26 protein-coding genes are annotated in these 25564 nt (G+C 71.3%); 8 read left to right on the top strand and 18 right to left on the bottom strand.

Features of this window, described 5'->3' with window-relative positions; translation table 11 throughout:
• The first annotated feature begins 7 nt into the window (after window positions 1-7).
• The 3 genes from lgt (at window position 8) to JR065_RS06245 (ending at window position 2288) form a co-directional block, all read left to right on the top strand.
• Complete coding sequence (gene lgt / locus JR065_RS06255; RefSeq protein ID WP_206233104.1) at window positions 8-889, top strand: prolipoprotein diacylglyceryl transferase; 882 nt, start codon at window positions 8-10, stop codon at window positions 887-889.
• Window positions 886-1680, top strand: coding sequence for a thymidylate synthase (locus JR065_RS06250; protein ID WP_206233102.1), 795 nt, complete (start codon window positions 886-888; stop codon window positions 1678-1680). Before lgt ends, JR065_RS06250 begins: the two co-directional genes overlap by 4 nt.
• A 107-nt stretch (window positions 1681-1787) precedes the next feature.
• Window positions 1788-2288 carry a dihydrofolate reductase gene (locus tag JR065_RS06245; protein WP_343237251.1) on the top strand — a complete coding sequence of 167 codons (501 nt, stop codon included), beginning with the start codon at window positions 1788-1790 and terminating at the stop codon, window positions 2286-2288.
• Window positions 2289-2558: 270 nt separating this feature from the next.
• Here the strand turns inward: JR065_RS06245 and JR065_RS06240 are convergent, their stop codons facing one another.
• From JR065_RS06240 to JR065_RS06200, 9 genes are all read right to left on the bottom strand, one after another.
• Window positions 2559-3485 carry a symmetrical bis(5'-nucleosyl)-tetraphosphatase gene (locus JR065_RS06240; protein WP_206233098.1) on the bottom strand — a complete coding sequence of 309 codons (927 nt, stop codon included), beginning with the start codon at window positions 3483-3485 and terminating at the stop codon, window positions 2559-2561.
• 13 nt (window positions 3486-3498) lie between these two features.
• Window positions 3499-3882, bottom strand: coding sequence for a Co2+/Mg2+ efflux protein ApaG (gene apaG, locus JR065_RS06235; protein WP_206233096.1), 384 nt, complete (start codon window positions 3880-3882; stop codon window positions 3499-3501).
• Between the two features lie 36 nt (window positions 3883-3918).
• On the bottom strand, window positions 3919-4713 hold the full coding sequence (gene rsmA / locus JR065_RS06230; protein WP_206233094.1) for a 16S rRNA (adenine(1518)-N(6)/adenine(1519)-N(6))-dimethyltransferase RsmA: 795 nt from the start codon (window positions 4711-4713) through the stop codon (window positions 3919-3921).
• A gap of 130 nt (window positions 4714-4843) precedes the next feature.
• Window positions 4844-5821: a 4-hydroxythreonine-4-phosphate dehydrogenase PdxA gene (pdxA, locus tag JR065_RS06225; RefSeq protein ID WP_206233092.1), complete on the bottom strand. Its 978-nt coding sequence runs from the start codon at window positions 5819-5821 to the stop codon at window positions 4844-4846.
• 3 nt (window positions 5822-5824) lie between these two features.
• Complete coding sequence (locus tag JR065_RS06220) at window positions 5825-7192, bottom strand: peptidylprolyl isomerase (protein ID WP_206233090.1); 1368 nt, start codon at window positions 7190-7192, stop codon at window positions 5825-5827.
• Window positions 7189-9534 carry an LPS-assembly protein LptD gene (gene lptD / locus JR065_RS06215; RefSeq protein ID WP_206233089.1) on the bottom strand — a complete coding sequence of 782 codons (2346 nt, stop codon included), beginning with the start codon at window positions 9532-9534 and terminating at the stop codon, window positions 7189-7191. The genes JR065_RS06220 and lptD overlap by 4 nt, the downstream gene beginning before the upstream one ends.
• A gap of 117 nt (window positions 9535-9651) precedes the next feature.
• Window positions 9652-10560 (bottom strand): histone deacetylase family protein, encoded by a 909-nt coding sequence (locus JR065_RS06210; RefSeq protein WP_206233087.1) that lies wholly within the window; start codon window positions 10558-10560, stop codon window positions 9652-9654.
• Window positions 10561-10594: 34 nt separating this feature from the next.
• The gene (locus tag JR065_RS06205) at window positions 10595-11149 is read right to left on the bottom strand and encodes a cob(I)yrinic acid a,c-diamide adenosyltransferase (protein ID WP_206233085.1); all 555 of its coding nucleotides are present in this window, start codon (window positions 11147-11149) and stop codon (window positions 10595-10597) included.
• A 6-nt stretch (window positions 11150-11155) separates the two neighbouring features.
• Window positions 11156-11749 carry a hypothetical protein gene (locus JR065_RS06200; protein WP_206233083.1) on the bottom strand — a complete coding sequence of 198 codons (594 nt, stop codon included), beginning with the start codon at window positions 11747-11749 and terminating at the stop codon, window positions 11156-11158.
• A gap of 299 nt (window positions 11750-12048) precedes the next feature.
• Between JR065_RS06200 and ubiH the strand changes: the two genes are divergently transcribed.
• Together ubiH and JR065_RS06190 are read left to right on the top strand one after the other, a co-directional pair.
• On the top strand, window positions 12049-13260 hold the full coding sequence (ubiH, locus tag JR065_RS06195) for a 2-octaprenyl-6-methoxyphenyl hydroxylase (protein WP_206233081.1): 1212 nt from the start codon (window positions 12049-12051) through the stop codon (window positions 13258-13260).
• Window positions 13257-14435, top strand: a complete 1179-nt coding sequence (locus tag JR065_RS06190) for a UbiH/UbiF family hydroxylase (protein ID WP_206233079.1) — start codon at window positions 13257-13259, stop codon at window positions 14433-14435. Before ubiH ends, JR065_RS06190 begins: the two co-directional genes overlap by 4 nt.
• Before the next feature lie 329 nt (window positions 14436-14764).
• Here the strand turns inward: JR065_RS06190 and JR065_RS06185 are convergent, their stop codons facing one another.
• The 3 genes from JR065_RS06185 to JR065_RS06175 form a co-directional block, all read right to left on the bottom strand.
• Window positions 14765-15166 carry an EF-hand domain-containing protein gene (locus JR065_RS06185; protein ID WP_206233078.1) on the bottom strand — a complete coding sequence of 134 codons (402 nt, stop codon included), beginning with the start codon at window positions 15164-15166 and terminating at the stop codon, window positions 14765-14767.
• Between the two features lie 51 nt (window positions 15167-15217).
• A complete protein-coding gene (locus tag JR065_RS06180) occupies window positions 15218-15940 on the bottom strand; it encodes a hypothetical protein (RefSeq protein ID WP_206233076.1) in 723 nt (240 codons plus the stop codon).
• Window positions 15941-16020: 80 nt separating this feature from the next.
• Window positions 16021-16935 (bottom strand): SMP-30/gluconolactonase/LRE family protein, encoded by a 915-nt coding sequence (locus tag JR065_RS06175; protein ID WP_206233074.1) that lies wholly within the window; start codon window positions 16933-16935, stop codon window positions 16021-16023.
• A gap of 136 nt (window positions 16936-17071) precedes the next feature.
• Here JR065_RS06175 and JR065_RS06170 point away from each other — a divergent pair, with 136 nt between their 5' ends.
• A complete protein-coding gene (locus JR065_RS06170; RefSeq protein ID WP_206233072.1) occupies window positions 17072-18181 on the top strand; it encodes a Gfo/Idh/MocA family protein in 1110 nt (369 codons plus the stop codon).
• 182 nt (window positions 18182-18363) lie between these two features.
• Here JR065_RS06170 and rlmM read toward each other — a convergent pair whose 3' ends face one another.
• The 6 genes from rlmM to JR065_RS06140 form a co-directional block, all read right to left on the bottom strand.
• The gene (gene rlmM, locus JR065_RS06165; RefSeq protein ID WP_206233070.1) at window positions 18364-19413 is read right to left on the bottom strand and encodes a 23S rRNA (cytidine(2498)-2'-O)-methyltransferase RlmM; all 1050 of its coding nucleotides are present in this window, start codon (window positions 19411-19413) and stop codon (window positions 18364-18366) included.
• Between the two features lie 26 nt (window positions 19414-19439).
• The gene (locus JR065_RS06160) at window positions 19440-20000 is read right to left on the bottom strand and encodes a nucleoside deaminase (RefSeq protein ID WP_206233069.1); all 561 of its coding nucleotides are present in this window, start codon (window positions 19998-20000) and stop codon (window positions 19440-19442) included.
• The gene (locus JR065_RS06155) at window positions 20000-20356 is read right to left on the bottom strand and encodes a hypothetical protein (protein WP_429001845.1); all 357 of its coding nucleotides are present in this window, start codon (window positions 20354-20356) and stop codon (window positions 20000-20002) included. Before JR065_RS06155 ends, JR065_RS06160 begins: the two co-directional genes overlap by 1 nt.
• A 317-nt stretch (window positions 20357-20673) precedes the next feature.
• Window positions 20674-21627, bottom strand: a complete 954-nt coding sequence (locus JR065_RS06150) for a DMT family transporter (protein ID WP_206233067.1) — start codon at window positions 21625-21627, stop codon at window positions 20674-20676.
• Window positions 21628-21708: 81 nt separating this feature from the next.
• A complete protein-coding gene (locus JR065_RS06145; protein ID WP_206233066.1) occupies window positions 21709-22461 on the bottom strand; it encodes a helix-turn-helix transcriptional regulator in 753 nt (250 codons plus the stop codon).
• 194 nt (window positions 22462-22655) lie between these two features.
• Entirely contained in the window at window positions 22656-24410 is a 1755-nt protein-coding gene (locus JR065_RS06140) for a glutamine--tRNA ligase/YqeY domain fusion protein (RefSeq protein WP_206233064.1), read from the bottom strand.
• Between the two features lie 231 nt (window positions 24411-24641).
• On the opposite strand from JR065_RS06140, the gene JR065_RS06135 reads away from it, so the two are divergent.
• The gene (locus JR065_RS06135; protein ID WP_206233063.1) at window positions 24642-25283 is read left to right on the top strand and encodes a glutathione S-transferase family protein; all 642 of its coding nucleotides are present in this window, start codon (window positions 24642-24644) and stop codon (window positions 25281-25283) included.
• Window positions 25284-25292: 9 nt separating this feature from the next.
• Window positions 25293-25523, top strand: coding sequence for a DUF2007 domain-containing protein (locus JR065_RS06130; RefSeq protein ID WP_206233061.1), 231 nt, complete (start codon window positions 25293-25295; stop codon window positions 25521-25523).
• The last annotated feature ends 41 nt before the right edge of the window (window positions 25524-25564 follow it).

Here is a 25564-nt window from a genome sequence, read left to right as displayed (position 1 = left end):
CCCGCGCATGACCTATCTCCACCAGATCGACCCCATCGCCTTCTCGCTCGGCCCGGTGAAGGTGCACTGGTACGGCCTGATGTATCTGGCCGCGTTCGCGTCGGCGTGGTGGCTGGGAAGGCTGCGCATCCGCGCCGGGCGCCTGCCGGGCGTGAACATGGAAGGCTTCTCCGACCTGCTGTTCTATTCGATGCTCGGCGTGGTGCTCGGCGGGCGCATCGGCTACATGCTGTTCTACGCCTTCGGCGACTTCCTCGCCAACCCGCTGCTGCTGTTCAAGGTCTGGGACGGCGGCATGAGCTTCCATGGCGGCCTGCTCGGCGTGCTGGCCGCGGCGTGGTGGTGGTCGCGCAAGGCGCGGCTGCACTTCTTCGACACGATGGATTTCGTCGCCCCGCTGGTGCCGCTGGGGCTGGGCTTCGGCCGCGTCGGCAACTTCGTCGGCGGCGAGCTGTGGGGCAAGTTCACCGAGGCCGGCTGGGGGGTGATCTTCCCGCACGCGCCGGAACTGGCCAACGTGCCGCCGGCGCAGATCCAGGCGCAGTACGCCGCCGGCGCGCTGGACAAGTTCGCGCGGCATCCTTCGCAGCTGTACGAAGCGGCGCTGGAAGGACTGGCGATGTTCGCCGCGCTGTGGCTGTTCTCGCTCAAGCCGCGCCGCCGCTACGCGGTGTCCGGCCTGTTCGCGCTGCTGTACGGCGTGTTCCGCTTCGCGGTGGAGTTCGTGCGCGTGCCGGATGCGCCGATCGGCTACCTGGCGTTCCACTGGCTGACGATGGGGCAGATCCTGAGCACGCCGCTGATCCTGCTGGGCCTGATCCTGTTGTGGATGTCGCGTCGCGCGCCGGTGCTGCAGCCGGCGCCGCCGGCGCAGGAGAGCCAGCCATGAACACCTACCTGCAACTGCTGCGGCACGTGCTCGAGCACGGCGCCGAGAAGGCCGACCGCACCGGCACCGGCACGCGCAGCGTGTTCGGCTGGCAGATGCGCTACGACCTCAATGCCGGCTTCCCGCTGGTGACGACCAAGAAGCTGCACCTGCGCTCGATCGTGCACGAGCTGCTGTGGTTCCTCAAAGGCGAGACCAACATCGCCTACCTGAAGGACAACAAGGTCAGCATCTGGGACGAGTGGGCCGACGAGAACGGCGAGCTCGGTCCGGTGTACGGCAAGCAGTGGCGGCACTGGCCAAGCGCCGACGGCGGCGAGATCGACCAGATCCGCTGGCTGGTGGACGAGATCAAGCGCAACCCGGATTCGCGGCGGCTGGTGATCAGCGCCTGGAACGTGGCCGAGCTGCCGCAGATGGCGTTGATGCCGTGCCATGCGCTGTTCCAGTTCTACGTGGTCGACGGCAAGCTCAGCTGCCAGCTGTACCAGCGCAGCGGCGACATCTTCCTCGGCGTGCCGTTCAACATCGCCAGCTACGCCTTGCTGACCCACATGGTGGCGCAGGCCACCGGCCTGGGCGTGGGCGATTTCGTGCACACGTTGGGCGACGCGCACCTGTATGCGAACCACTACGAGCAGGCGCGCGAGCAGTTGTCGCGCACGCCGCGTCCGCTGCCGACGCTGCGGCTCAACCCGCAGGTCACCGACCTGTTCGCGTTCACCTACGACGACATCGCGATCGAAGGCTACGACCCGCATCCAGCGATCAAGGCGCCGGTGGCTGTATGAAGGGTCGGGACTCGGGACTCGGGACGGGGGACTCGGAAGAAGCAAAAGCGGCGGCATCGGCGAGGACGGATGTGGACGAGTCCCGGGTCCCGGGTCCCGGGTCCCGAATAACCCTGATCGCCGCGCTGGACCGCGCCAACGCCATCGGCCGCGACAACGACCTGCCGTGGCGGCTGCCCGACGACCTGAAGCGGTTCAAGGCGCTGACCCTCGGCAAGCCGGTGCTGATGGGGCGCAAGACCGCGCAGTCGCTTGGCCGCGCGCTGCCGGGCCGGTTGAACCTGGTGATGACGCGTTCGGGGCGGGTGCCGTTCGAGGGCATGCAGGCGGTGCCCTCGTTGCAGGCGGCGATCGAGGCGGCCCGGGCGAACGGCGCCGAGGAGCTGTCGGTGATCGGCGGCGGCGACATCTTCGCCCTGGCCCTGCCGCATGCCGAGATGCTGTACCTGACCCACGTGGACACGGTGGTCGAGGGTGCCGATGCGCATTTCCCGGCGTTCGATGCTGGCGACTGGGAGGTGGTGGCGCGGCAGGCGCATGCGGCCGATGCCCGGCATGCGCTGGCGTTCGAGTTCGTCGATTACCGGCGCAGGCGCAGCGCGCCGTAGCGATTCGCTTTGGCGACAGGTGGCGCGGCGCTGTGAGGCCATCGCTTCGCCACCGCAGGCATCGCAGCAGGGACACCTTGGTCAAGGCATTCCGATGCAATTCGCAGGCGGCGGAGCGTCGTAGCGGGGTGTGTTGTAGGAGCGGCTTCAGCCGCGACTGGCTTTGTCGGGAAAGCCCCGGTCGCGGCTGAAGCCGCTCCTACAGGGATATCCGGATTCGGATCGAACCCGGGCGCAGTCATGCACGCTCTGCTTGCCGCGAGGCCGCTGTCAGTCCTGGGCGGGCGACGGCGGCGCCGCAGCACCACCACCTGCACCGCGTCCACCGCCCGAGCGCCGCCGTGGCGGACGCGCGCGCGGTACCGGCGGCGGCCCCTCGGCCGGGCGTCCCGGCACCTGCACCACGTGCAGGTCCTCGCTGTCCAGCTGCAGCGCGGTGAGCTTGCCGCCCCACACCGCGCCGGTGTCGATCGCGTGCACGCCCTGGGTGATGGTCAGGCCCAGCGTCGACCAGTGGCCGCAGACGATCTTCAGGTCGCGCTCGGCGCGGCCCGGCACTTCGAACCAGGGATACAGGCCCTGCGCCTGGGTGCCCGGCGTGCCCTTCTCCTCGATCGCGATGCGCCCGCGCGGCGTGCAATAGCGCGCGCGGGTGAACATGTTGATGATCGCGCGCGAGCGGTCGTAGCCGGTCAGGCCGGGCGACCACGCCGGGCGGTCGCCGTACATGTTGCGGAACAGCTTGCGGTAGCCGTTGCCGTGCAACTGGTGCTCGACCTCGCGCGCGTGCTTCTCGGCCAGGGTGGTGGTCCATTTCGGCGCCAGTCCGGCATGGATCATCATCCAGCCCAGCTCGCGGTCGGCATGCAGCAGCTTCTGCAGGCGCAGCCAGGTCAGCAGTTCGTCGCGGTCCTCGGCCAGCACGATGCGCTGCAGGTCGGGATTGACCTTGCGCTGCTCCTCGGGGCTGCGCTCGCCGATCGCCAGCAGCGACAGGTCGTGGTTGCCGAGCACCACCACGCTGCACTCGCGCAGCGAATGCACCAGGCGCAGCGTTTCCAGCGACTGCCCGCCGCGGTTGACCAGGTCGCCGCAGAACCACAGCCGGTCCACCGCCGGATCGAAGCGGATGCGCTCGAGCAGGCGCTGGGTGACGTCGTAGCATCCCTGCAGGTCGCCGATGGCCCATACGCTCATGCGCCGCGCCCCATCAGTGCAGGGTCCGCGGCACGGTCAGCACGAACGGCGCGATCGGCGCGACGAAATGGGTGCCGTCGTCGGCCTCCATGTCGTAGTGCCCGCGCATGGTGCCGTGCTCGGTCTCGAGCATCAGCCCGGAGGTGTAGCGGAAATCCTCGCCGGGCCGCAGCCGCGGCTGCTCGCCGACCACGCCGTCCCCGTCCACGCGTTCCACGCGGCCGTTGCCGTCGGTGATCTCCCAGTGGCGCGCGATCAGCCGCGCGGCGACCTGGCCGCGGTTGCGGATGCGGATGCTGTAGGCGAACGCATAGCGCCCGTCCTCCGGCGTGGATTGGTCGTCGAGGAAGCGAGGCGACACTTCGACCTCGATCCGGTAGCGGGTTTCATCGTCCATGTTCACAGTGTAAGCAAAGCCGCTTCGCTAGGGGATTCACGCATGCGCGGCGTTGGCCAGGCGGACGAAGTCGGCCACTTCCAGCTGTTCGGCGCGCGCGTCGGCGCGCACCCCGGCGGCCTCGAACTGGGCCGCGTCGCAGACCCCGCCGAGGGCGTTGCGCAGGGTCTTGCGGCGCTGCCCGAACGCGGCGCGGACCACGTCGGCGAACCGCTTGCGGTCGTCGATACCGATGTCCGCGGGGGCGCGCGGCAGCAGCCGCACCACCGCCGAATCCACCTTCGGCGGCGGCCGGAATGCCTCCGGCGGCACCACGAACAGCGAGTCGACCTCGCAGTAGGCCTGCAGCATCACGCTGAGCCGGCCGTAGACCTTGCTGCCGGGCGCGGCGGCCATGCGCTCGACCACTTCCTTCTGCAGCATGAAGTGCATGTCGGCGATCGCCGCGGCGTGGTCCAGCGCATGAAACAGGATCGGCGAGGAGATGTTGTAGGGCAGGTTGCCGACCAGCCGGATCCGGCGCCCGGCCGCCAGTTCGGCGAAATCCACCGACAGCACGTCGCGGTTGAGGATGGTCAGTTCGCCGACCCCGGCGGCCGCGGCGGTCAGCGGCGCGATCAGGTCGCGGTCGAACTCGATCACGGTCAGGCGGCCATGGCGGCGCAGCAGCGGGAAGGTGATCGCGCCCTGCCCGGGGCCGATCTCGACCAGCAGGTCGTCGGGCTTGGGGTTCACCGCACGGACGATGCTGTCGATGTAGTGGCGGTCGCTGAGGAAGTGCTGGCCAAGCGATTTCTTGGCCGGGGCGCTGAAGCCGGAATAGGAAGTCATGCGGCCATCTTATCGGGATGGGGCCGGGATGGCGCGCGGCGCGGTCCTGTAGGAGCGGCTCTGGATGGCCTCGGGCCATCAGCCGCGACCGGGCGCTACCGACAACGCCTGGTCGCGGCTGAAGCCGCTCCTACAGACGCGCGCGGCGCGCGGCCAGTTGCGCGCACAGCGCAACCGCGGCGAACAGGCTGGACGGATCGGCGACGCCGCGCCCGGCCAGCTCCAGCGCGGTGCCGTGGTCGACCGCCACGCGCGGGTAGGGCAGGCCCAGGGTCAGGTTCACCGCCTGCTCGAAGCCGCTGTACTTGAGCACCGGCAGGCCCTGGTCGTGGTACATCGCCAGCACCGCATCGAACCCGCCCAGCTTCTGCGGCAGGAACGCGGTATCGGCCGGCAGCGGGCCGCGCAGGCGCAGGCCTTCGCCGCGCAAGGCGTCGAGCACCGGCGCCATCACCTCGATTTCCTCGCGGCCCAGGTGGCCGTCTTCGCCGGCATGCGGGTTCAGCCCGAGCACCGCGATGGTCGGCGCGGCGATGCCGAAATCGCGCCGCAGCGCCGCGTCGACGATGCGCAGGCAACGTTCCAGCAGGGCGGGGGTCAGCGCGTCGGCGACCGCGCGCAGCGGCAGGTGGGTGGTGGCCAGCGCCACGCGCAGGGTGTCGTTGGCCAGCATCATCACCACCTCGCAGCCGGCATGGGCGGCGAGCAGTTCGGTGGTGCCGGTGTAGGCGATGCCGCCGTCGTTGATGGCGGCCTTGTGCACCGGGCCGGTGACCACGCCATCGAGCCGGCCATGCAGGCAGTCATCGGCGGCCTGGGTCAGCGCCGCGATCACCGCTGCGGCGTTGGCCGGGTCGGTGCGCCCGGAACGGCTGGGCACGGCGTTGCCGACCGCGCGCAGGCGCAGGTCGCCGGGGCGGCGGGCGGAGTCGGATTCGGGGAGCAGCTGCAGCGGCAGCGACAGCGCCGCGGCGGCGGCGCGCAAGGTATCGGGATCGGCGAAGGCGAGCAGCCGGCAGTCGTCTCGCGGCTGCTGGGCCAGCCGCACGCACAGTTCCGGGCCGATCCCGGCCGGCTCGCCCGGCACCAGCGCGAGCGAGGGCAGCACCGCTTACGGCTTGGTCGGCGTCGCGGCCGGGGCGGAGGGCGCCTGCGCCGCGCCGCTGGCTTCGGCGCGATCGCCGACGCGCAGGTCGACGAAGGCTTCGCCGCGCATTTCCTGCAGGAAGCGGTTGTACTCTTCCTCCAGCTTGCGGCGGCCGATGGTCTCGCGGACCTGGGCGCGCTGGGTATCGCTGGTCACATCGGTCTGGCGCGTGCCCACGCGTTGCACGATGTGCCAGCCGGCCTCGGTGCGGAACGCCTGCGAGACCTGGTTGTCGCTCAGGCCCTCGACCTGGCGGCCGAAGTCCGGGCCGAACGCGTCGGCCGGGAACCAGCCCAGGTCGCCGCCCTGGCTGCGGCTGGTGGCGTCCTCGGAGGACTCCTTGGCCACCGCCTGGAAATCGGCGCCGCCGGCGATGCGCGCACGCAGCGTGTCGATCTTGGCCTTGGCCTCCGCCTCGGGCTGCGCTTCGTTGATCCGGATCAGGATGTGCCGCGCGTGGTATTCGGTGACCGTCTTCTTTTCCGGGTTCGCCGAGGCGTCGCGGATCTCCACCAGCTTCAGCAGCTGGAAGCCGCTGGGGCCGCGCAGCGGGCCGGCGACCTGGCCCGGCTTGAGGTCGCGGATCAACTGCGCGAACGCGTTCGGGATCTCGTCCAGGCTGCGCCAGCCCAGGTCGCCGCCTTCCAGCGCGTTGGGGCTATCGGAATAGCGCACCGCGGCGGCGGCGAAATCGATCTCGCCCTTGTCGATCAGGTTCTTGACGCCCTCGATCTTGCTCTGGCCGGTCTTGATCTGCTCGGCGCTCGCGCCTTCGGGCAGGCCGACCAGGATGTGCGCCAGGTGGTACTGCGCGCCGGTGTTGGCCTGCTGCGCCAGCGCCGCGTCCACTTCGCTCTCGCTGACGTTGATGCGGCTCTGCGCGAAACTCTGGCGCAGGCGCTGCACGGTGATCTCGTCGCGCACCGAACTGCGGAAGTCGTTGAACGACATGCCGTCGGCGGCCAGCTTCCGGCCCAGGCCCTCGACATCGGTGCCGTTCTGCTGGGCGATGTTGGCGATCGCGCGGTTCAGTTCATCGTCGCCGACGCGGATGCCGGTGCTGTTGGCGCGCGCCACCTGCAGCTTGACCAGGACCAGGCGCTCGAGCACCTGCCGCTGCAGCACGTTGTCCGGCGGCAGCTGCGCTTCGCGGCCGGCATACTGGCCCTTCACGTTGCGTACGGCACGATCCAGTTCGCTCTGCAGCACGACATCCTCGTCGACCACCGCGGCAATGCGGTCCAGCGGTTGGGTTTGTTGCGCGGCGGCCGGAGCGGACACGCCGGCGATCGCCAGCAAGGTGGCGAGCAAAGCAGGGAGGGTCTTAGTCATGGAATCTGGTTCGGATCGTAATCGTCCGGATCGGTCGTGGTGTTGCTGGGCGGGACCAAGTACAGGTCGTCGCGGTTGTAGCCGAGAATAGCACGGCGCAGAACGCGGTCCGTGTCCTGGCCAAGCGAGGAGAGTCCCTTCAGCACGAACTCGACCTGGAACGCGGTATCCAGGTCGCCTTCGCGATTGCGCACGTAGCGCCGCGCCAGCGCGCGCACCGCCAGGCAGCAGCTGTCCCACTGCACGCCGGCGATGGTTTCCAGCGACTTCTTGTCTTCGATCGAGTAGTAGTGGCGGCCGACCACGCTCCAGGTGGGGTTGATCGGATACAGGAACGACAGATCGGCCTGCTCGAGCAGGTCGCGGCGGAAGCGGTAGCTCAGGTTGACGATGCCGTCGCCCGGCAGCAGATAGCGGGTGCGGAAGCTGGCCAGGTCCTTGCGCCGGTACTTGGGGTCCCACTGGTAGGTGGTACCTATGGTCCAGCGGTCGTTGATCATGTAGTTGGCGTCGGCGATCCAGGCCGACTTGCCCTGTTCGATGCTGGTGTCGCTGCCCGGCAGGCTGACCCGCGAATCGGTGAAGTACAGGATCTGGCCCAGGCTGACCGAGAGCTTCTCCTTGCCGTCGTTCTGCCGCAGCAGCCGCGAGCTCAGCGCCAGGGTCAGCTGGTTGGCGTCGTTCTGGCGGTCGGCGCCGGTGTAGCGCGAGTCGCGGAACAGCTGGCCCCAGCTGAAGGTGAACTCGCGCGTGTCGAAGATCGGCAGGTCGTCCTGGTTGCGGTACGGCGTGTACAGGTAGAACAGCCGCGGCTCCAGGGTCTGCAGGTAGTTGGTGTCGCCGAAGCGGGTGTCGCGGTCGAAGTACAGGCCGGTGTCGACGGTGGCGATCGGCAGGCTGCGCGACGGCGAGGTGTCCCCGCCCAGGGTGTCGGCCAGGTCGTCTTCGAGCTGGTAGGCGGTGTAGCGCCAGGCCAGGGTCGGATTGAAGAACCAGGCGGCGCCGGCCAGCGGCATCGAGATGTAGGGCTTGAGGTCCAGGCGCGACCCGCCGGGCATCTCGGTCACCTCGCCGGTGCGTTCGTTTTCGACATCCTTCTGGTGTACGTCGTCGTGCACGAAGCGCACCGCTTCGGCATAGACGCCGGCCTCGAACCAGTTGCCGAACGAGCGGTCCCAGTTGACGAAGGCGCGCGGTTGCCGGTTGTAGGGCAGCGACGCCTCGGTCAGCGTGTAGTCGGTCAATTGCCAGCGGTCGGCCATCAGCCCGCCGGTCCAGTTCTCGCCGGTGCCGTAGACGCCGATGGTGCTCTGCAGGTTGGAGATGGAGGTGCCGAGCAGGCGGTTGGAGAAGTCCTCGGTGTAGCGCTCGTCGCTGACCCAGGCGATCGACGCGCGCGCCTGCCAGTGCGAATCGATGTTGTGGTAGCCGATGTACTCGAACTTGCCGCGGTCCTTGTCGCGCAGCTTGTCGCTGGGCAGGTAGGCGGCCTCGAGCTCGCCCTTGCCGCCGTCGTACAGGTAGCGGAACTCGCTGCCCAGCATGAAGCCGCGGTCGCTCATGTAGCGCGGATACAGCGTGGCGTCGTAGTTCGGCGCCAGGTTGAGGTAGTACGGCTGCATGTAGTCGAAGCCGTTGCGCCCGGAGAAGCCCACCGCCGGGAACAGGAAGCCGCTGCTGCGGCGGTCGTCGATCGGGAACTTGAACCACGGCGCGTACAGCACCGGCACGTTGCCGATCTTGAGGATGGCGTTGCGCGCGGTGCCGAACCCCTCGTCGTTGTCCACGTCGATCTCCGGCGCATGCAGTTCCCACACCCGCTGCGACGGGTCGCAGGTGGTGTAGGTGGAGCGGTGCATCTGCCCGAGCGCGCCCTGCAGGTCGACCGAATCGGCCTTGCCGTTGCCGCGGCGGTCGATCAGCTGGTAGCGGATGTCGGTGATCTTGTGCGTGTCGGTGTCCTGGTTGCCCTCGGCGCGCTCGGCGACCATGCGGATCGACGAGTCCTGGTAGCGCACGTGGCCTTCGGCGATGTAGTTGCCGGTCTCGGTGTCGAAACGCAGGTTGTCGGTGCCCAGGAACTGGTCGCCGCGCTTGAGCGCCACGTTGCCCTGGTAGTTGGGCGTGGTGGTGGTGCCTGAGAGCTGGTCGCCTTCGATGTCGGTCGGCTGCTGGTCGCGGATCGCGGCGATCTTCGGATCGACCTTGGGCGCGTCGTCGAATTTCGGCAGCACGTCGGTCGCGGGGCACAGCCCCCAATTCGGTGGCTTCTCCGCGGCCATTGCCGGCAGGCAAAGGGCGATACTGAACGGAAGAGGTAGCAGGCGGAGGGCTCGGCGCACGCGCGTCAGGTATCGGGCTAAAACGGCCGCTAGCTTGCCCCATCCCACGCATAGGGGCAATGAAGGCGTTTCCGGGCAGGGGCCGGGGTTCATCCGCCCGCCCTTCGGCGACAGGCCCTAGCGCAGGGCGCCGACGTGGGCGACGCTGGCCTCGCGCAGCGCCTGCAGGTCGTAGCCGCCTTCCAGCATCGACACCACCCTGCCGCGCGCATGCCGCCCGGCCAGGGCGCGCAGTTCGGCGGTCAGCCAGCCGAAGTCCTCGCTTTCCAGCATCAGGTCGGCCAGCGGGTCGCGCATGTGCGCGTCGAAGCCGGCCGAGATCAGCAGCAGCTGCGGCTTGAAGCCGTCCAGCAGCGGCAGCATCTGGTCGGCCCAGGTGTTGCGGAAGCGGAACCCGCCGCTGCCCGGCGGCAGCAGCGCGTTGTGCACGTTGCCCACGCCGCGTTCGTGCACGCCGCCGGAGTTGGGGAACAGCCCGGACTGGTGGGTGCTCAGGTACTGCACGGTCCGGTCGCGCTCGAAGATCGCCTGGGTGCCGTTGCCGTGGTGCACGTCGAAGTCGACGATCGCGATGCGCTCCAGGCCGTGCTTGTCGCGGGCGTGGGCAGCGGCGACGGCGATGTTGTTGAACAGGCAGAAGCCCATCGCGGCCTGGCCGGTGGCGTGGTGGCCGGGCGGGCGCACCGCGCAGAACGCGGTGTCGGTCTCGCCGAGCATCACCGCATCCACCGCCGCCAGCCCGGCGCCGGCCGCGCGCAACGCGGCGGTGCGCGAGCCCGGCGAGATCACCGTGTCGATGTCGAGCATGCGCCGGCCGTCGACGTCGGCGCTGAGCACCTCGTCGATCAACGCCTTGTCGTGGACCCGCGACAGGTCGCCGAGCTTGGCCAGCGGCGCCTCGCGCCATTCCAGTTCCGGAAACGCCTCGCGCAGCGCCTCGGTGACCGCGCGCAGCCGGTCCGGGCGTTCCGGATGCTCCGGGCCGGGATCGTGGCCCAGGCAGGCAGGGTGGGTGTAGATCAGCATGGCGGCACTTCGGTGCGCGATGCGCCGGCCATGGTCAGGCCTGGCGGCGGTCGTGGCGCCAGAGCACTTCGCCCTGGCCGTCGGCGCGCGCCAGCACCCGCGCCAGCACGAACAGCAGGTCGGACAGGCGGTTGAGATAGCGCACCGCTTCCGGGCGCACCGGCTCCTGGCGCGCCAGCGCCACGGTTTCGCGCTCGGCGCGGCGGACGATGGTGCGCGCCAGGTGGCAGCGCGCCGCGGCCTCGCCGCCGGCCGGCAGGATGAAATCCTTCAGCGGCGGCAGGGGGTCGTTGTGGCGGTCCAGGTGCCGTTCCAGCGCGTCGATGTCGGCGGCCTGGATCGCGGCGTGGCCGGGGATGCACAGCTCGCCGCCCAGGTCGAACAGCTGGTGCTGGATCGCGGTCAGCAGCGCGCGGATGTCGTCGGGCACGGCGGCGGCCAGCACCAGGCCGATCGCCGAATTGGCCTCGTCGACGGTGCCGTAGGCGGCCACCCGCGCCGAGTCCTTGCCGGTGCGGCTGCCGTCGCCCAGGCCGGTGCTGCCGTCGTCGCCGGTGCGGGTATAGATCTTCGAAAGGCGGTTGCCCATCGCCGGTCAGTGGTCCAGCCGTTTCCCGGCCTGCGGCAGCAGCGGCGCGATCCGCTCGGCGGCGACCAGCAGCGCGGCGGCGATGCCGGTGTAGACCGCGGTGGTGAGCAGGTAGGGCGGCAGCCAGTCGGTGTAGTTCTTCCACCAGCCGGCCAGGGTCGGCTCGCTGACGCTGCGGCTGATCCAGTAGAAGCTGCCCTGCGCGATCAGCTGGCACAGCGCCACCGACACCACCAGCGCCGCGGCCAGCCGGCCCAGCGCGGCCCAGCTGGCGCCGGCGTAGTGCCGCTGCAGCCACGCCCCGCCCAGCCATAGCGTCAGGTAGGCCGGGACCAGGCACCAGTAGGCCGGCGAGACGCAGTAGTGGTTCCAGAAGCTGAGCCCCTGCTGGGTGATGACGAACCAGTCGATCGCCACCGCCAGCGCCATCAGCAGCGGGAACGCCCAGCGCGACCAGCTGCGCAGGTAGAACCCGCCGATGAAGAAGGCCGCCCAGGAGGCGTCCGGCGGGGTGAAATGTTCGAACGGGTGCGCGCGGCTGGCCATCATCAGCAGCATCAACACGAACAGGACGAGTAGGCGTTGTGGCGTGGCGGTCATGATGCGGGGCTCCTCGGGCAGGGGGGCATTCTAAGCCACCGGCGCCCGCTGCGCCGCAGGAGCGCTGCGCACAGGCGCGGCCATGGTCCGGCGGCGCAGCGGGTCGATGCGGTTGCCGCGCCGGCGAGGCGTTCGCCATGCCGCGTCGCGCGCTCCTTCCGGCCAGGCCGCCGCCGGCGCGGTGCCGAGCGCGCGCATCGTCCAGGGCGCGCGCACGGGCCGCGGCGGATGTGCATCGCATCAGCGGATGCGCGCGGCGGGATCACCGTCGATTCGGGCGACGGTCGTATCATGGCCGGATGAGCAAACGACATGATGTGGTGATCGTCGGCGGCGGCCTGGTCGGCGCCAGCCTGGCCATCGCGCTGGACCGGCTGGGGGTGGACGTGGGCCTGGTCGAGGCCGCGCCGCCGGGCGCGCTGCCGCCGGTGTTCGACCAGCGCAACCTCAGTTTCGCCGCGGCCACGGTCAACGCGCTGAGCGCTCTGGGGGTGATGCAGCGCTTGCGCGCGCCGACCGGGCCGATCCGCCGCATCCACGTCAGCCGCGCCGGCGATTTCGGCCGGGTCCGGCTGGACGCGGCCGACTACGGGCGCGAGGCGTTCGGCCAGGTGGTGGTGGCGCGCGACTTCGGCGAGGCGCTGGAAGCGCGCCTGGCGGAACTGCGCAGCGTCACCCGCTACCGGCCGGCGCAGTTCCTCGGCCTGGACGAAGACGGCGACGACGGCCTGCGCCGCGTGCGCATCGCCCACGACGGCGCCACCCAGGTGCTGGAGAGCCGGTTGCTGGTCGGCGCCGACGGCACCGCCAGCGCGGTGCGCGCCGCGCTGGGCATCGGCGCCAACCGCCACGATTTCCGCCAGACCCTGTTCGTCGCCCGCGTGCGCGGCAGCCGCCAGCCCGACGGCACCGCCTACGAGCGCTTCCGCGACGACGGCCCGACCGCGCTGCTGCCGCGCGGCGACCGCCACTACGGCGCGGTCCACGCCGTGGCCGCCGAACAGGCCGACGCGGTCGCCGCGCTCGACGAGGCCGCCTGGCTGCAGCGCCTGCAGGATGCGTTGGGCTGGCGGGTCGGGCGCCTGCTGGGCAGCGGCGAGCGCAGCGCCTATCCGATCGTGCAGGTGCTGGCCGAACGCCTGACCGGCGCGCGCGCGGTGCTGCTCGGCAACGCCGCGCAGACCCTGCATCCGCTCGGCGCGCAGGGCTTCAACCTGGGCCTGCGCGACGCGCTGACCCTGGCCGAATCGATCGAGCAGGCGGACGACGCCGGCGCGCCGGCGCTGCTGCAGCGCTATGCGCAGCGCCGCGAGCAGGACCGCCAGCGTACCGTGACCTTCTCCGGCGGCCTGGCGCGGCTGACCGCCAATCCGGCGCCGCTGCTGCGCCCGCTGCGCAGCGTGGGCCTGCTGGCGGCGGCGCAGGCCGCGCCGCTGCAGTCGTTCCTGGTCGGCGGCGCGATGGGGTTCCGCGGCGACGTGCCGCAGCTGTGCCGCGGAGCCGGCGCATGAGCCGGCGCGGACCGCTGGACGCGGTGGTGGTCGGCGGCGGCGTGGTCGGCGCGGCCTGCGCGCTGGCGCTGGCCGCCGAGGGCCTGGCGGTGGCGCTGGTGGAAGGGCGCGAGCCGCCGCGCTGGTCGCAGGCCGAGCCGGACCTGCGCGTCTACGCGTTCGCCCCGGACAACGCGGCGCTGCTGCAGGCGCTGGGCGTGTGGCCGCAGGTGCTGGCCCGGCGCGCGACCCCGTATCGGCGCATGCGCGTGTGGGATGCCGGCGGCGGTGGCGAACTGGCCTTCGACGCCGACGCGCTGGGGCGCGATCAACTGGGCTGGATCGTCGAACACGCGCTGCTGGTCGAACGCCTGTGGGCGGCCCTGCCCGGCGCCGGGGTGGAACTGCATTGCCCGGCGCGGGTGGACGCGGTGGAGCAGCTGGACGAGCGGGTGCGGCTGCGCCTGGACGACGGCAGCCGGCTCGATGCGCGGCTGGCGATCGCCGCCGACGGCGCCGATTCCACCTTGCGCCAGCTGGCCGGGCTGACCGCGGTGGCGCACGACTATGGGCAACGCGGCGTGGTCGCCTTCGTGCAGACCGAACAGCCGCACCAGGACACCGCCTGGCAGCGCTTCCTGCCGGGCGGGCCGCTGGCGTTCCTGCCGTTCGCCGACGGCCGCAGTTCGATCGTATGGACCCTGCCCGACGCCGAGGCGGCGCGGGTGCTGGCGCTGGACGACGCGGCGTTCGGACGCGAGCTGACCCAGGCCTTCGGCGCGCGCCTGGGCGCGGTGCGCGCGCTGTCGCCGCGGGCCGGCTTCCCGCTGCGCCGGCAGCTGGTGGACGAGTACCACCGCGGCCGCCTGCTGGTGCTGGGCGATGCCGCGCACGTGGTGCATCCGCTGGCCGGTCAGGGCGTGAACCTGGGCCTGCGCGACGTGAGCGCGCTGGCGGCGCAGGTGCGCCAGGCGCAGGCGCGGCGGGTCGACTGGTCGGCGCCGCACCGGCTGGCGCGCTGGGCGCGCGGGCGGCGCAGCGACAACGCGGTGGCCGCCTACGGTTTCGAGGCGATCAACCGCCTGTTCTCCAACGACGAGATGCACCTGACCCTGCTGCGCGGCCCGCTGCTGGGGCTGGCCAGCGCGCTGCCGGGGATGCTGCACGGGTTCTGGAAGCGCGCGTCCGGGGTGTAGGCGCGCTGCGGGTGGGCGTGGCGGATCCGGCAAGGCGCCTGCCGCTTCGCGATCGCGCCTGCGGCGCTCTTACGAAGCTACGCAGGCGCGGATCGCTGTTGTGGAGGCGTCGGCCGAGCAGGCACGGCTCGACGTGGCCGTGGGTTGCCGGTCGCGGCTGAAGCCGCTCCTGCAGGAAGCCGGTGGGCCGCTGTGGGTACGCCTGGTGTCGGGCCACCGGCCACGCTCCGCGGGCCGCGGCAGGCGAAGCAAGTCGCTGCCGCTGCGCCTGCTGCCGTGACCGATGGCCCGAGCGCTACCCGGCGCCCCCGTTGCGCAGGCGGTGGGACCTACTTGAGCCAGCCGGCCAGCTGCTCGCGGCTCAGGCGGCCGCTGTGCGCGGTGTCCAGCGCATTGAATTCGTCGGCCAGCGCCGGGTTGGCCTGCGCCTCGCTGCGGCTGAGGTAGCCGTCGCGGTCGCTGTCCAGCGCATCGAAGTCGATGCGGTAGTCGCCGACCACGGCATTGGGCTGGATCGAGCGCACCGTCACCGGCGCCTCGCCGGCGCCGACCTGCACCTTCGCCTGATGGGTGACCTCGCCGCCGGCCAGCGGCTGCGAGACGATGATGAGCGGCGCCTCGCGCAACGGTTCGGCGACCGCTTCGGAGGTCGCCTTCAGGTTCTGCGCGTGCAGCGGGGCGGTGCTGGCCGCGGTCAGGCCCAGGGCCAGGATCAAGGCAGTGCGTTGCATGGACAAACGTGGTCTCCGGTGGCGGATCGGGAACGGGCGCGGCGGCGGCGCTCAGCCGGGAATGAACGGAAAGGCCAGCTTCAGCAGGCCCTTCAATCCCCCTTCGGCGGTGCTGGCGATGGCCTTGGCCCCGAGGCTGTTGAGCGCGCGCCGCACGTCCTCCCAGCGTAGCTTGCCGACGTCCTTCTTCAACAGGTCGGCCACTTCCTCGGCGGTGGGCGTGAGCTTTTCCAGCTCGCGCACGATCTTCTCCGGCTCCTGCTGCAGGTAGCCCCAGCGTTCGGCGATCTTCAGCAGGGTGTCGAAGCGTACCGCCACCACCTCGCGGTTGCGCTCGTACACCGGCATCGCGCCGACGTCGATGATCGCCTGCTCGAAGCGCTGCTGGTCGTCCGGATGCTCGATCCGCACCGCCAGGAAGCCGTCCTTCTTGCTGCGCTCGCTGACGTGCTTGGCCCCCGAGCGCAGGTTGTCCTCGGTCAGCACCGTGGCCACGATGCGCTCCAGCGCGGCGTCGCCTTCCTCCGGCACCAGCGCGCGCCAGCGCGCGTAACCGTCGCGGCGCAGGCCCTTGACCTTGGCCGGCGTCAGCCGCAGCTGCATCGCCACGGTGTTGTTGGAATCGCTGCGCGAGATCGCGCCGTCGCGTTCCAGCAGCACGAAGATGAGCAATTCAAGATCGCGCTTGGTCAGCGACTGGAACCCCTGCAGCAGCGTCAGGCGCAGGAATTCCTCGGCGAATCCGGCCGGGTCTTTCAGTTCGATCGGCTGCATGGTGGTCCCCTCCAGTTCAGGACTGCATCATGCCAGCGCCCGATTGCGCGGGCTGAGACGCCGCTGCGATGCCCATCCCATCAACGTCCGCGCTCGCGGCCCGGGCGGTCGGCGCGGAAGGTCTCGATCGCGCCGCGGTCCTGCAGGGTCACGAACACGTCGCGCCCGTCGCGCCCGCCGAAGGCGATATTGCTCGGCTTGCGGCCCCGGGTGGCGATCTCGCGCAGCGGCTTGCCGGCCGGGTCCACCACCAGGATCTTGCCGGCGTCGTAGCGGGTCAGATACAGGTTGCCGTCGGCGTCGCAGCGCATGCCGTCCAGGCCGAAGTCGGCGAACTCGATCAGCAGGCGCTTGTTGGACAGGCCGCCATCGCGCCCGCGGTCGTAGACCCAGACCCTGCGCTGCATGCTCTCGTTGACGTACAGGCGCGTGCCGTCCGCGCTGACCTCCACGCCGTTGGTGGTGCCCATGCCGGTTTCCAGCAGATGCACGCTGCGGTCCGGATCGATGCGCCACAGCTGGCCGCCGTTGCCGTGCCAGTCGGGGTCGCTGGCGTACAGCGTGCCGTCGGCGGCCATCGCGATGTCGTTGGGCTGGAACGCGCCCGGCAACGTGGCGTAGACCTCGATGCGCCTGCTGCGCAGGTCCACGCGCAGGATCTGGTGCTTGCCGTAGTCGGCGACGTACATGCGCCCGTCGCGGCCGAAGCGGATGCCGTTGCCGATGCTGCCCGGTGGCAGCGCCACGAACAGCGCGGCGCGCGCGCTGCCGTCGGCCTGCAGTTCGACCCGCCCGATGGTGCCGTCACGGCCGAAGTTGACCACGTACAGCGCGCCGTCGGGGCCGCTGGCCGGGCCTTCGATGTTGTGGGTGAAGCTGCCGTCGCCGATCAGGTCGCGGGCGCTGAACAGCGCCTCGCCCGACGTGGCGGCGGCCTGCGCGGCGCAGGCCAGCAGCAGTCCGGCGCCGGCGGCGCGCAGCGGTAGACGGGTCATCGGAGGCTCCACGACGTTTCGGGGCAGCGCAGTGTGCCAGAGCCCGCGGCGGCGGCGGGATGGCGCTCACAACGGCATGCCGGGGATGCGCTAAGGTTCGATCCGCCGCGCCGGCCGCCACCAGGGAGACTCCGTGATGTCGCTGTATTCGCCGAATCGTCGTCGTCTGCTCGCCGCCCTGTCCGGCGCGGGCCTGGCCTCCATCGGCTCGCCGCTGTGGGCGGCCACGCACAGCGCCGGGAAGAAGCCGCTCGGGGTGGCGCTGGCCGGCCTCGGCGGCTACGCCGGCGGGCGCCTGGCGCCCGGGCTGGCGCTGACCAAGCACTGCCGGCTGGCGGGGATCATCACCGGCTCGCCGGAGAAGATTCCGCAGTGGCAGTCGCGCCACCGCATTCCCGACCGCAACGTCTACAGCTACGACGACATGGACCGCATCGCCGACAACCCGGACATCGACGTGGTCTACGTGGTCACCCCGAGCCACCTGCATGCGCCGCTGACGCTGCGCGCGGCGGCGGCCGGCAAGCACGTATGGTGCGAAAAGCCGATGGCGATGAACGCCGGCGAGGCGCAGTCGATGATCGACGCGTGCGCGCGCAACAAGGTGCGCCTGAGCATCGGCTACCGGATGCAGCACGAGCCCAACACGCGCCGGATCATCGCGCTGGCCAAGGAGCGCCCGTTCGGAGCGATGCGCAAGATCCGCGCCGAGGCCGGCTACGACGGCTACCGCGACGCCAGCGGCGAGCGCCCGTGGCGCCTGCGCAAGCAGTTCGGCGGCGGCGCGATGTACGACATGGGCGTGTACTCGCTCAACGGCGCGCGCTATACCGCCGGCGCCGAGCCGCTGGCGGTCAGCGCCAGGCAGCACACCGACCGTCCGGCGCTGTTCGACGAGGTCGACGAGCACACCGATTTCACCCTCGAATTCCCCGGCGGCGTGGTCGCCGACTGCGCCACCAGCTTCGGCCGCACGATGAACCTGCTGCGCGCCGACTGCGAGCGCGGCTGGTACGAGCTGTCCCCGTTCCAGAGCTACGACGGCATCCGCGGCCGCGCCAGCGATGGCCGCGTGTTCGACGCGGTGGTGCAGCACCAGCAGGCGCTGCAGATGGACGAGGACGCGCTGGCGATCCTGCAGGGCACGCCGCTGCGCGTGCCGGGCGAAGAAGGCCTGCGCGACATGCGCGTGCTCGATGCGATCTTCCGTTCCGCGCGCGAGGGCGGCAAGCGCATCGTGCTGTAGCGACAGCGCGCGACGAGGTGCCGATGGCCGCTGTCGCCGGCGCTGGCAGAGGCCCGTCGCCGTTCTTTCCGCGATTGTTTTTGTAGGAGCGGCTTCAGCCGCGACAGGCGTTCCCGGTAAAGCCCGTCGCGGCTGAAGCCGCTCCTACACGGAGCGTCGCTCGGATCCGCTTTCTTGCAAGCTCAGGCCGGCATCGCCAGCACGGTGATTTCCTCGCGGTCGTGGTACAGCTGCTTGGCGCGGATCTGCAGCGGGCGGTCGGCGCGTTCGGCGAACAGGTCCAGGCAGCGCTGGGTCTCGTCCCAGCGCTTCTTCATCGGCAGCTTGAGGTTGAAGATCGCGTGCCGGCACCAGCCTTCGCGGAACCAGGTGGCCATGCGCTCGGCGACGCGGATCGGCTGCTCGACCATGTCGCAGACCATCCAGTCCAGCGCCTGCGGCGGCTTCCACTGGAAGCCGTCGGCGCGCAGGTGCTCGACCAGGCCGGTGTCGAGCACGTGCTGGCGCAGCGGGCCGTTGTCGACGCTGGTCACGTGCAGGTGCTGGCGGGTCAGCACCCAGGTCCAGCCGCCGGGCGCAGCGCCCAGGTCGGCGGCGCGCATGCCGGGCTGCAGCAGCGCCTGGCGCTCGTCCGGCGTCATCAGCGCCAGCAACGCCTCCTCCAGCTTCAACGCCGAGCGCGACGGCGCGTCGGACAGCAGCTTCAGGCGCGGGATGCCGAGCGGCCACGGCGCGCTATCGTCGCTGTCGGCGATGGCCAGCAACGCGTGGGTGCCGGCGATGAAGCACACGTGCAGGCGCGGCAGCTTCGGCTGCGGCTTGTCGCTGAGCAGGCCGGCCTTGCGCAGCGCCGGGCGCAGTGCGTTGCCGAAGCTGCGCGCCAGGCCCGACAGTTGCTTGCCCTCGTCCGAGTCCGGGTGCTCGACCCACAGGTCGCCGAAGCGCGTCTGCCCGGCAAGCGCCTGCACCATCGGCGTGATGCGGTCGCTTGGGTCCAGCTCGCGCAGCTCGGCCAGCAGGCGCAGCTTCTGCCGCGCGAAGATCAGTCCGCGCCACGGCATCGCGCGCGGCGGCAGCGGCTGGTCGCAGATCAGCAGCGCATAGCCGGCGTTGCGCTCGGTGCGCGCGTAGCCGGCCAGGCCGGCGCGCGCGGCGCGGTCGTTCAATTCCGCCGCCAGTTCGGGTTCGAAGCCTTGCCGGCAGTAGCACAGCAGGCCGTTGAGGAAGGACATGGGGGCCTTGGCCGGTGCGGCGTCAGTCAGTAGCGGGGGCTGTCGAGCTCGCCATAGCGGCGCAGCACGGCACAGGCGGCGTCGCGGTGCAGGCCGCGCACGACCTCGATGCCGCGGCGGTTGAGTTCGCCGATCCAGTCGGCCGGCAGCGGGCCCTCGTCGAATTCGGTCAGCGCCATCACGTCCTCGGCGCTGGCGCCGATCAGCAGGCGGTCGATGCCGGCCCAGACGGTGGCGCCGTAGCACTGGCAGCACGGCTGCGCCGACGTGGCCAGGGTCACCGGCGACAGCACCGCGTTCAGGCGCGGGGTCTGCAGGCGCTGCTGGGCCAGCATGTAGGCCATGTTCTCCGCATGCGCCAGCGACGTGGCCTGCGGCACCACCCGGTTCACCCCGGCGGCGATCACCCGGTGGTCCGGGCCGAACACCGCCGCGCCGAACGGGCCGCCGCTGCCGGCCTCCACGTTCAGGCGCGACAGCTCGACCGCCAGCGCCACCTTGTCGGCGTCGTCCGGATAGACCGCTTGCGGATCCAGCGCGTCGTGGATCCAGGCCGGCAGTGTGAGATGGACTTGCGCGTAGAGCATCAGCGGACGGGTTCGGCGGTCATCGGGCGGCGCAGTGTATCGGCTTGCGCGTCCTTGGCGGTGCATTGCCCGGACACGCACTGGCAGCCGCCGATCGCGCGCGAGCCGCACACGCTCATGCGGCCGCTGGCCTGGCATTGCGCCTGCACGCCCTGCGGGTCGGTGGGGCTGTCGCGGTTGACGCAGGCCGGCATCGCGCCGCAGCAGTTGCCGACGTTCTTGACCGTGCAGTCGGCGTCGCTGCGGCAGGTGGTGTCCACCTTCACCGGCAGTCCGCGCGGGGCCTGGGTGGCGGGGTCGGCGGCCGGGGTGTCGGCGGTGGACTGCGGGACGCTGCCGGCGCAGGCGGCCAGCAGCAACAGCAAGGGCAGGATCAGGCGTTTCATCGCAGGCTCCATGGAGGTACCGGACGATCCTAGGGCCTGTGGGCGGGATAGGGGTAATCCGGGTTGCGTCCCCGGCGTCCGGGCGCCGCGCGTGACGCTGCCGCAGGCTGGCGCCGCTGCGGCCGCGCGCGCGTCAGTGACGGCAACGGCTAGGCCGCGTTCAATGCGCAGAGGCGGTGGATCGCCCGGTTCGGCTGCCGACATGGGCTCCTTGGCTCTTCCGCGCCCCGGCCACGGCGCGGCCGATCCAGATCGCGCTACCAGGACCCTCGCGCATCCCGCCGCGCTCATGGCCCGGACAGCGGCGCGACCGGGCGCCGTTCCACGTGCGCCGACGCGCACCACAGCACGCCGCCGAGCAGGCAGGCGATGGCCGCCGCCTCCAGCGCGGTCGGCCAGCGCGCGTCCCAGGCGAACCCGTACAGCAGCGCGAACACGGTCTCGAACACGATCATCTGCCCGACCAGGGTCAGCGGCAGCAACCGGCTGGCGCGGTTCCAGCACGCGTTGCCGATCACCGAGGCGAACACCGCCAGCACCATCGCCATGGCCCAGAAACGCGCCCAGTCCGCGGCGGCGTGCGCGCTGCGCCCGAACGCGAACGCTGGCACCGCCAGTGCCAGCGCCAGCGCGCCGGTGACCACGCCGGTGAGCAGCGACCAGTCGCGCCCGGAAACGTCGGGCCGGCGCGAGAGCCAGCGCGAATTCTTGACCGAATACGCGGCCCAGCACGCCAGCGCGCCGGCCGCGCAGGCCAGTCCTGCCGCGCGCGTGCCCACGCTGGCCAGCGCATGGCGATCGTCGCCCAGCGTCTGCACCGCCACCAGCGCCACGCCGGCCACGCACAGCGCGCAAGGGCCGGCCAGCCGGCGCAGGCGCACCGCCCCGGCCGCGCGCGAACCGACCACCGTGACCACCACCGGCAGCAGGCCGATGACCAGCGCGGTCGCCGCGCCGCCGGCCCACTGCACCGCGCTGCCCAGCAGCACGTAGTAGACGATGTTGCCGAGCAGGCTCAGCCGCAGCAGCGCCCACCATTCCGGCGCGCCCAGCGCAGCGGTGGCGGCGCGCCAGCGCGGCGCCAGCACGAGCGCGGCGACCGCGCCGTAGGCCAGGTAGCGCGACACCGACAGCTGCAGCGGCGAGAACCCGGCGAGCAGCTGCGGCGCCAGGAACACCAACCCCCACAGCGCGCCGGCGGCCATGCCGCTGCCCACGCCTGCCCATAAACGCTCGCGCATGCCGTGCCTCGTTCCAGTCCGCTCGTTCAGATCCGTGCGATGCCAGCATGGCCGGCGCGCGCCGGCATGGCTTGTCCCAGGCTACTGTTCCGGCCGCAGGCGGGCCGCGCGGTGGCGGCGGCGATACGCGGCGGGCGTATCGCCGGTCGCGCGGCGCAAGGCGCGGGTGAGCGCGCTCTGGTCCGCATAGCCGCTTTCCTGCGCCAGCTGCGCGATCGGCCGCTCGCTGTGCACCAGTTGCCGCCGCACCCAGTCCAGCCGGCGCGCCGACAGCCAGTCCTGCGGCGTGCGTCCCAGCGCCTCGCGGAACAGCGCGTGCAGGCGGCTCGCGCTCAGGTGCGCCGCGTCCGCCATGCGCTGCACCGGCCAGGGCTGGCCGGGTGCGGCCTCGATGCGCCGGCACAGCGCCTGCAAGCGCGCCCACGGGTGGCGCTGCGCGCGCAGCTGTTGCAGCATCAGCGCGGCGCAGGCGGCGGCGTTCGCGGGCGGGCCGGCGGCCTGCGCCTGCGCGCGCCCGAGCGAGGCCAGCAGGCGCTGCAACTGCGGCGGCAGGTCGACGAACGGATGCCGTTGCAGCCGCTCCAGCGTCGCCTCGTCGAAGCCGGCGCTGTCGCAGTCCAGCACCAGGAAGCGGTTCTCGCCCGTGGCCGACTGCGCGTGCCGGGTCTGCGGCGCGACGACGACCGCGCGGAACGCATCCACGCGCCCGCCGTGCCCGCCCACCTCGATCTCCAGCTCGCCGCGCAGCGGCAGCACGATCTGCACGTGCGCGTGCTGGTGGGCATGGCCGTCGCGGCCGTAGCTGCGCAGGCTCAGCGCGGGAGCGGGCGGCATGGGCGCCATGCTAGCGCGCGCTCGCCGCCGGGCGGCACGGCCGCCATGGCACCGCGGTGCATGCGGCCGGTCGACACCGGCGCGGGGCCTGCCGGATGCGCCGCCTGCCGGCAGGCGCGATCGGCGCGGCAGCTGCCGCGTGCAGGCCCGGCGCGCCGGGACGCGGACGGGCAGGCCGGCGCGACACCGTCCGCTCAGCCCGCGCCGTGCCCGCTGGCCCAGGTGTCGCGCAGGGTCACGCTGCGGTTGAACACCGGCCTGGCGGCGCTGTGGTCGTAGCGGTCGGCGACGAAGTAGCCGCTGCGTTCGAACTGGAACGCCTGCTCCGGCGCCGCCTGCGTGGCGGCCGGCTCCACGTAGCCGCGCACGCTGCGCTTGGAGTGCGGGTTGAGGTAGTCGCGGTAGGTCTTGCCTTCCGACTCGTCGTCGGGCTTTTCCACCGAGAACAGGCGGTCGTACAGGCGGATCTCCGCTTCCACCGCATGCGCGGCGCTGACCCAGTGGATGGTGCCCTTGACCTTGCGGTTGGCGCCTTCCATGCCCGGGCGCGATTCGGGGTCCAGCCAGCCGCGCAGCTCCACGATCTGCCCGGCGGCGTCCTTGACCACCTCGTCGACGCGGGCGATGCCGGCGCCGCGCAGGCGCACTTCGCCGCCCGGCACCAGCCGCTTCCAGCCCTTGGGCGGCACTTCGGCGAAGTCCTCGCGTTCGATCCACAGTTCGCGCGCGAACGGCACCTCGCGCTGGCCGAAGGATTCGTCCTTGGGATGGTTGGAGAAGCTCAGCGTCTCGCTGTGGCCTTCGGGCAGGTTGCCCAGCACCAGCTTGAGCGGGTCGATCACCGCCATGCGCCGCGGCGCGGCGGCATCCAGGTCCTCGCGCAGGCAGCCTTCCAGCACCGAGAAGTCGATCACCGAGTTCTGCTTGCTGATGCCGACCCGGTCCACCAGCAGGCGCAGCGACGCCGGCGTGTAGCCGCGGCGGCGCAGGCCCTGCAGCGTGTACATGCGCGGATCGTCCCAGCCATCGACCAGCTTCTCGGCGACCAGCTGGGTGAGCTTGCGCTTGCTCATCACCGTGTAGTTGATGTTCAGGCGCGAGAACTCGATCTGCCGCGGCTTGGCGGCCTCGCGCGGCAGGCCCTTGTCCAGCAGCGGCTGCAGCAGTTGCGGATGCGCGGCCAGGTCGACCTTGTCCACGCACCAGTCGTACAGCGGGCGGTGGTCCTCGAACTCCAGCGTGCACAGCGAATGGGTGATGCCCTCGACCGCGTCGCCGAGCGAATGGGCGAAGTCGTACATCGGGTAGATCGGCCAGGCGTTGCCGGTGTTCTGGTGCTCGACGTGCTTGATCCGGTACAGCGCCGGATCGCGCAGGTTGATGTTGCCGCTGGCCATGTCGATCTTGGCGCGCAGGGTGCGCGCGCCGTCCGGGAACTCGCCGGCGCGCATGCGCCGGAACAGGTCCAGGTTCTCCTCGACGCTGCGTTCGCGCCAGGGCGAGTTGCGGCCCGGCTCGGTCAGCGTGCCGCGGTACTCGCGCACCTGCTCGGCCGACAGGTCGCAGACGAAGGCGTGGCCGTCGCGGATCAGCTTCTCGGCGGCCAGGTAGTACACCTCGAAATAGTCCGAGGCATGCCGCAGCTGCGCCCATTCGAAGCCCAGCCAGCGCACGTCGTCCTGGATCGCGGCGACGAATTCGGGGTCTTCCTTGGCCGGGTTGGTGTCGTCGAAGCGCAGGTTGCAGCGCCCGCCGAATTCGGCGGCGATGCCGAAGTCCAGGCAGATCGCCTTGGCGTGGCCGATGTGCAGGTAGCCGTTGGGCTCGGGCGGGAAGCGGGTGCGGATGCTCGCGTGCTTGCCGCTGGACAGGTCGTCGCGAACGATCTGGCGGATGAAGTCTTTCTTCTCGGCCGGGGCGGCGGGATCGGTGGCGGGGGTCTCGGACATGCGCGCGTCAACAAAAAGTGGGTACGCGACAGTCTACAAGTAAACAATTATTTACCCCATGGCGGCGGTTGGCCCGCGTTCCGGCGCATCTGCGGGCATTTCGGACGGAAGCGGCGGCCACCGGGCGCGTGCAGCGTCGGCGAACGGCGAACGGCGACCGATCGCGCCCGGCTAGCCGCCTCGCGCGCCGCCGCGTACGCTGCGAGTCCATCCCTGTGCGAGATCCCGGTCATGCCGCTTCCCCGTCTGGTCATCGGCGACAAGAACCTGTCCTCGTGGTCGCTGCGGCCGTGGCTGCTGCTGCGGCACTTCGCGGTGCCGTTCGAGGAGGTGCCGCTGCCGCTGGATACGCCCGAGTTCGCCGAGCGCATCGGCGACTATTCGCCGACCGGGCGGGTGCCGGCGCTGTGGGACGGCACCCTGCAGATATGGGATTCGCTGGCGATCTGCGAGTACGCCAACGAGCGCTGGCTGGACGGCCGCGGCTGGCCGGCCGCGCTGGAGGTGCGGGCGCAGGCGCGCGCGGCGGCGTGCGAGATGCACTCGGGGTTCCTGGCGCTGCGCCGGCAGCTGCCGATGCAGGCCTGCCGCCGGCCGGACGGCTGCCGCTGGGACGCGGAGGCGCAGGACGACATCGAGCGCATCGTGCAGCTGTGGGACACGCTGCGCAGCGCGCATGGCGCCGGTGGCCCGTTCCTGTGCGGCGAGTTCGGCATCGTCGATGCGATGTTCGCGCCGGTGGCGGTACGTTTCGCCGGCTATGGCGTCGAGGTGCCGCCCGCCGCCGCGGAGTACCTCGCGGCACTGGAGGCCTTGCCGGCGCTGCGCCAGTGGCGTGACGACGCGGCCGCCGAAGTCGCCGCGCGCGGCTGAGGGCCGGCCATGCAGATCGCCTATCGCGCCAGCCACCTGATCGACGCGCACCTGGCCAAGCACGCGCTGGAGGACGCGGGCATCACCGCCTTCGTGTTCGGCGAATCGCTGCTCGGCGGCATGGGCGAGCTGCCGCCGTTCGGCGTGGTGCAGGTCTGCGTGGCCGACGAACTGCTGGAAAAGGCGCAGGAGGTGCTGATGGCGCTGGGCCTGGGCGGGCAGGTGACGCGGGCGATGTAGGTTTGGGCCGGGATTGGGACTGGGGACTGGGGACTGGGGAC

The organism is Xanthomonas sp. (assembly GCF_017163755.1).
Classification (GTDB): Bacteria; Pseudomonadota; Gammaproteobacteria; order Xanthomonadales; family Xanthomonadaceae; genus Xanthomonas_A.
The sequence above is the reverse complement of the archived record's forward strand: the minus strand, read 5'-3'. Positions and strand labels throughout refer to the sequence as shown.

Excerpts from the sequence above, each read along its gene's own strand:
- JR065_RS06180 (WP_206233076.1), bottom strand. The coding sequence starts at position 15,940 with ATGCAGCCGATCGAACTGAAAGACCCGGCCGGATTCGCCGAGGAATTC.
- JR065_RS06130 (WP_206233061.1), top strand. The coding sequence starts at position 25,293 with ATGCAGATCGCCTATCGCGCCAGCCACCTGATCGACGCGCACCTGGCC.
- JR065_RS06140 (WP_206233064.1), bottom strand. The coding sequence starts at position 24,410 with ATGTCCGAGACCCCCGCCACCGATCCCGCCGCCCCGGCCGAGAAGAAA.
- JR065_RS06170 (WP_206233072.1), top strand. The coding sequence starts at position 17,072 with ATGTCGCTGTATTCGCCGAATCGTCGTCGTCTGCTCGCCGCCCTGTCC.
- apaG (WP_206233096.1), bottom strand. The coding sequence starts at position 3,882 with ATGGACGATGAAACCCGCTACCGGATCGAGGTCGAAGTGTCGCCTCGC.
- JR065_RS06150 (WP_206233067.1), bottom strand. The coding sequence starts at position 21,627 with ATGCGCGAGCGTTTATGGGCAGGCGTGGGCAGCGGCATGGCCGCCGGC.
- lgt (WP_206233104.1), top strand. The coding sequence starts at position 8 with ATGACCTATCTCCACCAGATCGACCCCATCGCCTTCTCGCTCGGCCCG.
- JR065_RS06185 (WP_206233078.1), bottom strand. The coding sequence starts at position 15,166 with ATGCAACGCACTGCCTTGATCCTGGCCCTGGGCCTGACCGCGGCCAGC.
- rsmA (WP_206233094.1), bottom strand. The coding sequence starts at position 4,713 with ATGACTTCCTATTCCGGCTTCAGCGCCCCGGCCAAGAAATCGCTTGGC.
- JR065_RS06135 (WP_206233063.1), top strand. The coding sequence starts at position 24,642 with ATGCCGCTTCCCCGTCTGGTCATCGGCGACAAGAACCTGTCCTCGTGG.
- JR065_RS06205 (WP_206233085.1), bottom strand. The coding sequence starts at position 11,149 with ATGGGCAACCGCCTTTCGAAGATCTATACCCGCACCGGCGACGACGGC.
- JR065_RS06220 (WP_206233090.1), bottom strand. The coding sequence starts at position 7,192 with ATGACTAAGACCCTCCCTGCTTTGCTCGCCACCTTGCTGGCGATCGCC.
- JR065_RS06240 (WP_206233098.1), bottom strand. The coding sequence starts at position 3,485 with ATGAGCGTATGGGCCATCGGCGACCTGCAGGGATGCTACGACGTCACC.
- JR065_RS06200 (WP_206233083.1), bottom strand. The coding sequence starts at position 11,749 with ATGACCGCCACGCCACAACGCCTACTCGTCCTGTTCGTGTTGATGCTG.
- JR065_RS06190 (WP_206233079.1), top strand. The coding sequence starts at position 13,257 with ATGAGCCGGCGCGGACCGCTGGACGCGGTGGTGGTCGGCGGCGGCGTG.
- JR065_RS06145 (WP_206233066.1), bottom strand. The coding sequence starts at position 22,461 with ATGCCGCCCGCTCCCGCGCTGAGCCTGCGCAGCTACGGCCGCGACGGC.
- JR065_RS06210 (WP_206233087.1), bottom strand. The coding sequence starts at position 10,560 with ATGCTGATCTACACCCACCCTGCCTGCCTGGGCCACGATCCCGGCCCG.
- JR065_RS06175 (WP_206233074.1), bottom strand. The coding sequence starts at position 16,935 with ATGACCCGTCTACCGCTGCGCGCCGCCGGCGCCGGACTGCTGCTGGCC.
- rlmM (WP_206233070.1), bottom strand. The coding sequence starts at position 19,413 with ATGTCCTTCCTCAACGGCCTGCTGTGCTACTGCCGGCAAGGCTTCGAA.
- JR065_RS06250 (WP_206233102.1), top strand. The coding sequence starts at position 886 with ATGAACACCTACCTGCAACTGCTGCGGCACGTGCTCGAGCACGGCGCC.
- JR065_RS06160 (WP_206233069.1), bottom strand. The coding sequence starts at position 20,000 with ATGCTCTACGCGCAAGTCCATCTCACACTGCCGGCCTGGATCCACGAC.
- ubiH (WP_206233081.1), top strand. The coding sequence starts at position 12,049 with ATGAGCAAACGACATGATGTGGTGATCGTCGGCGGCGGCCTGGTCGGC.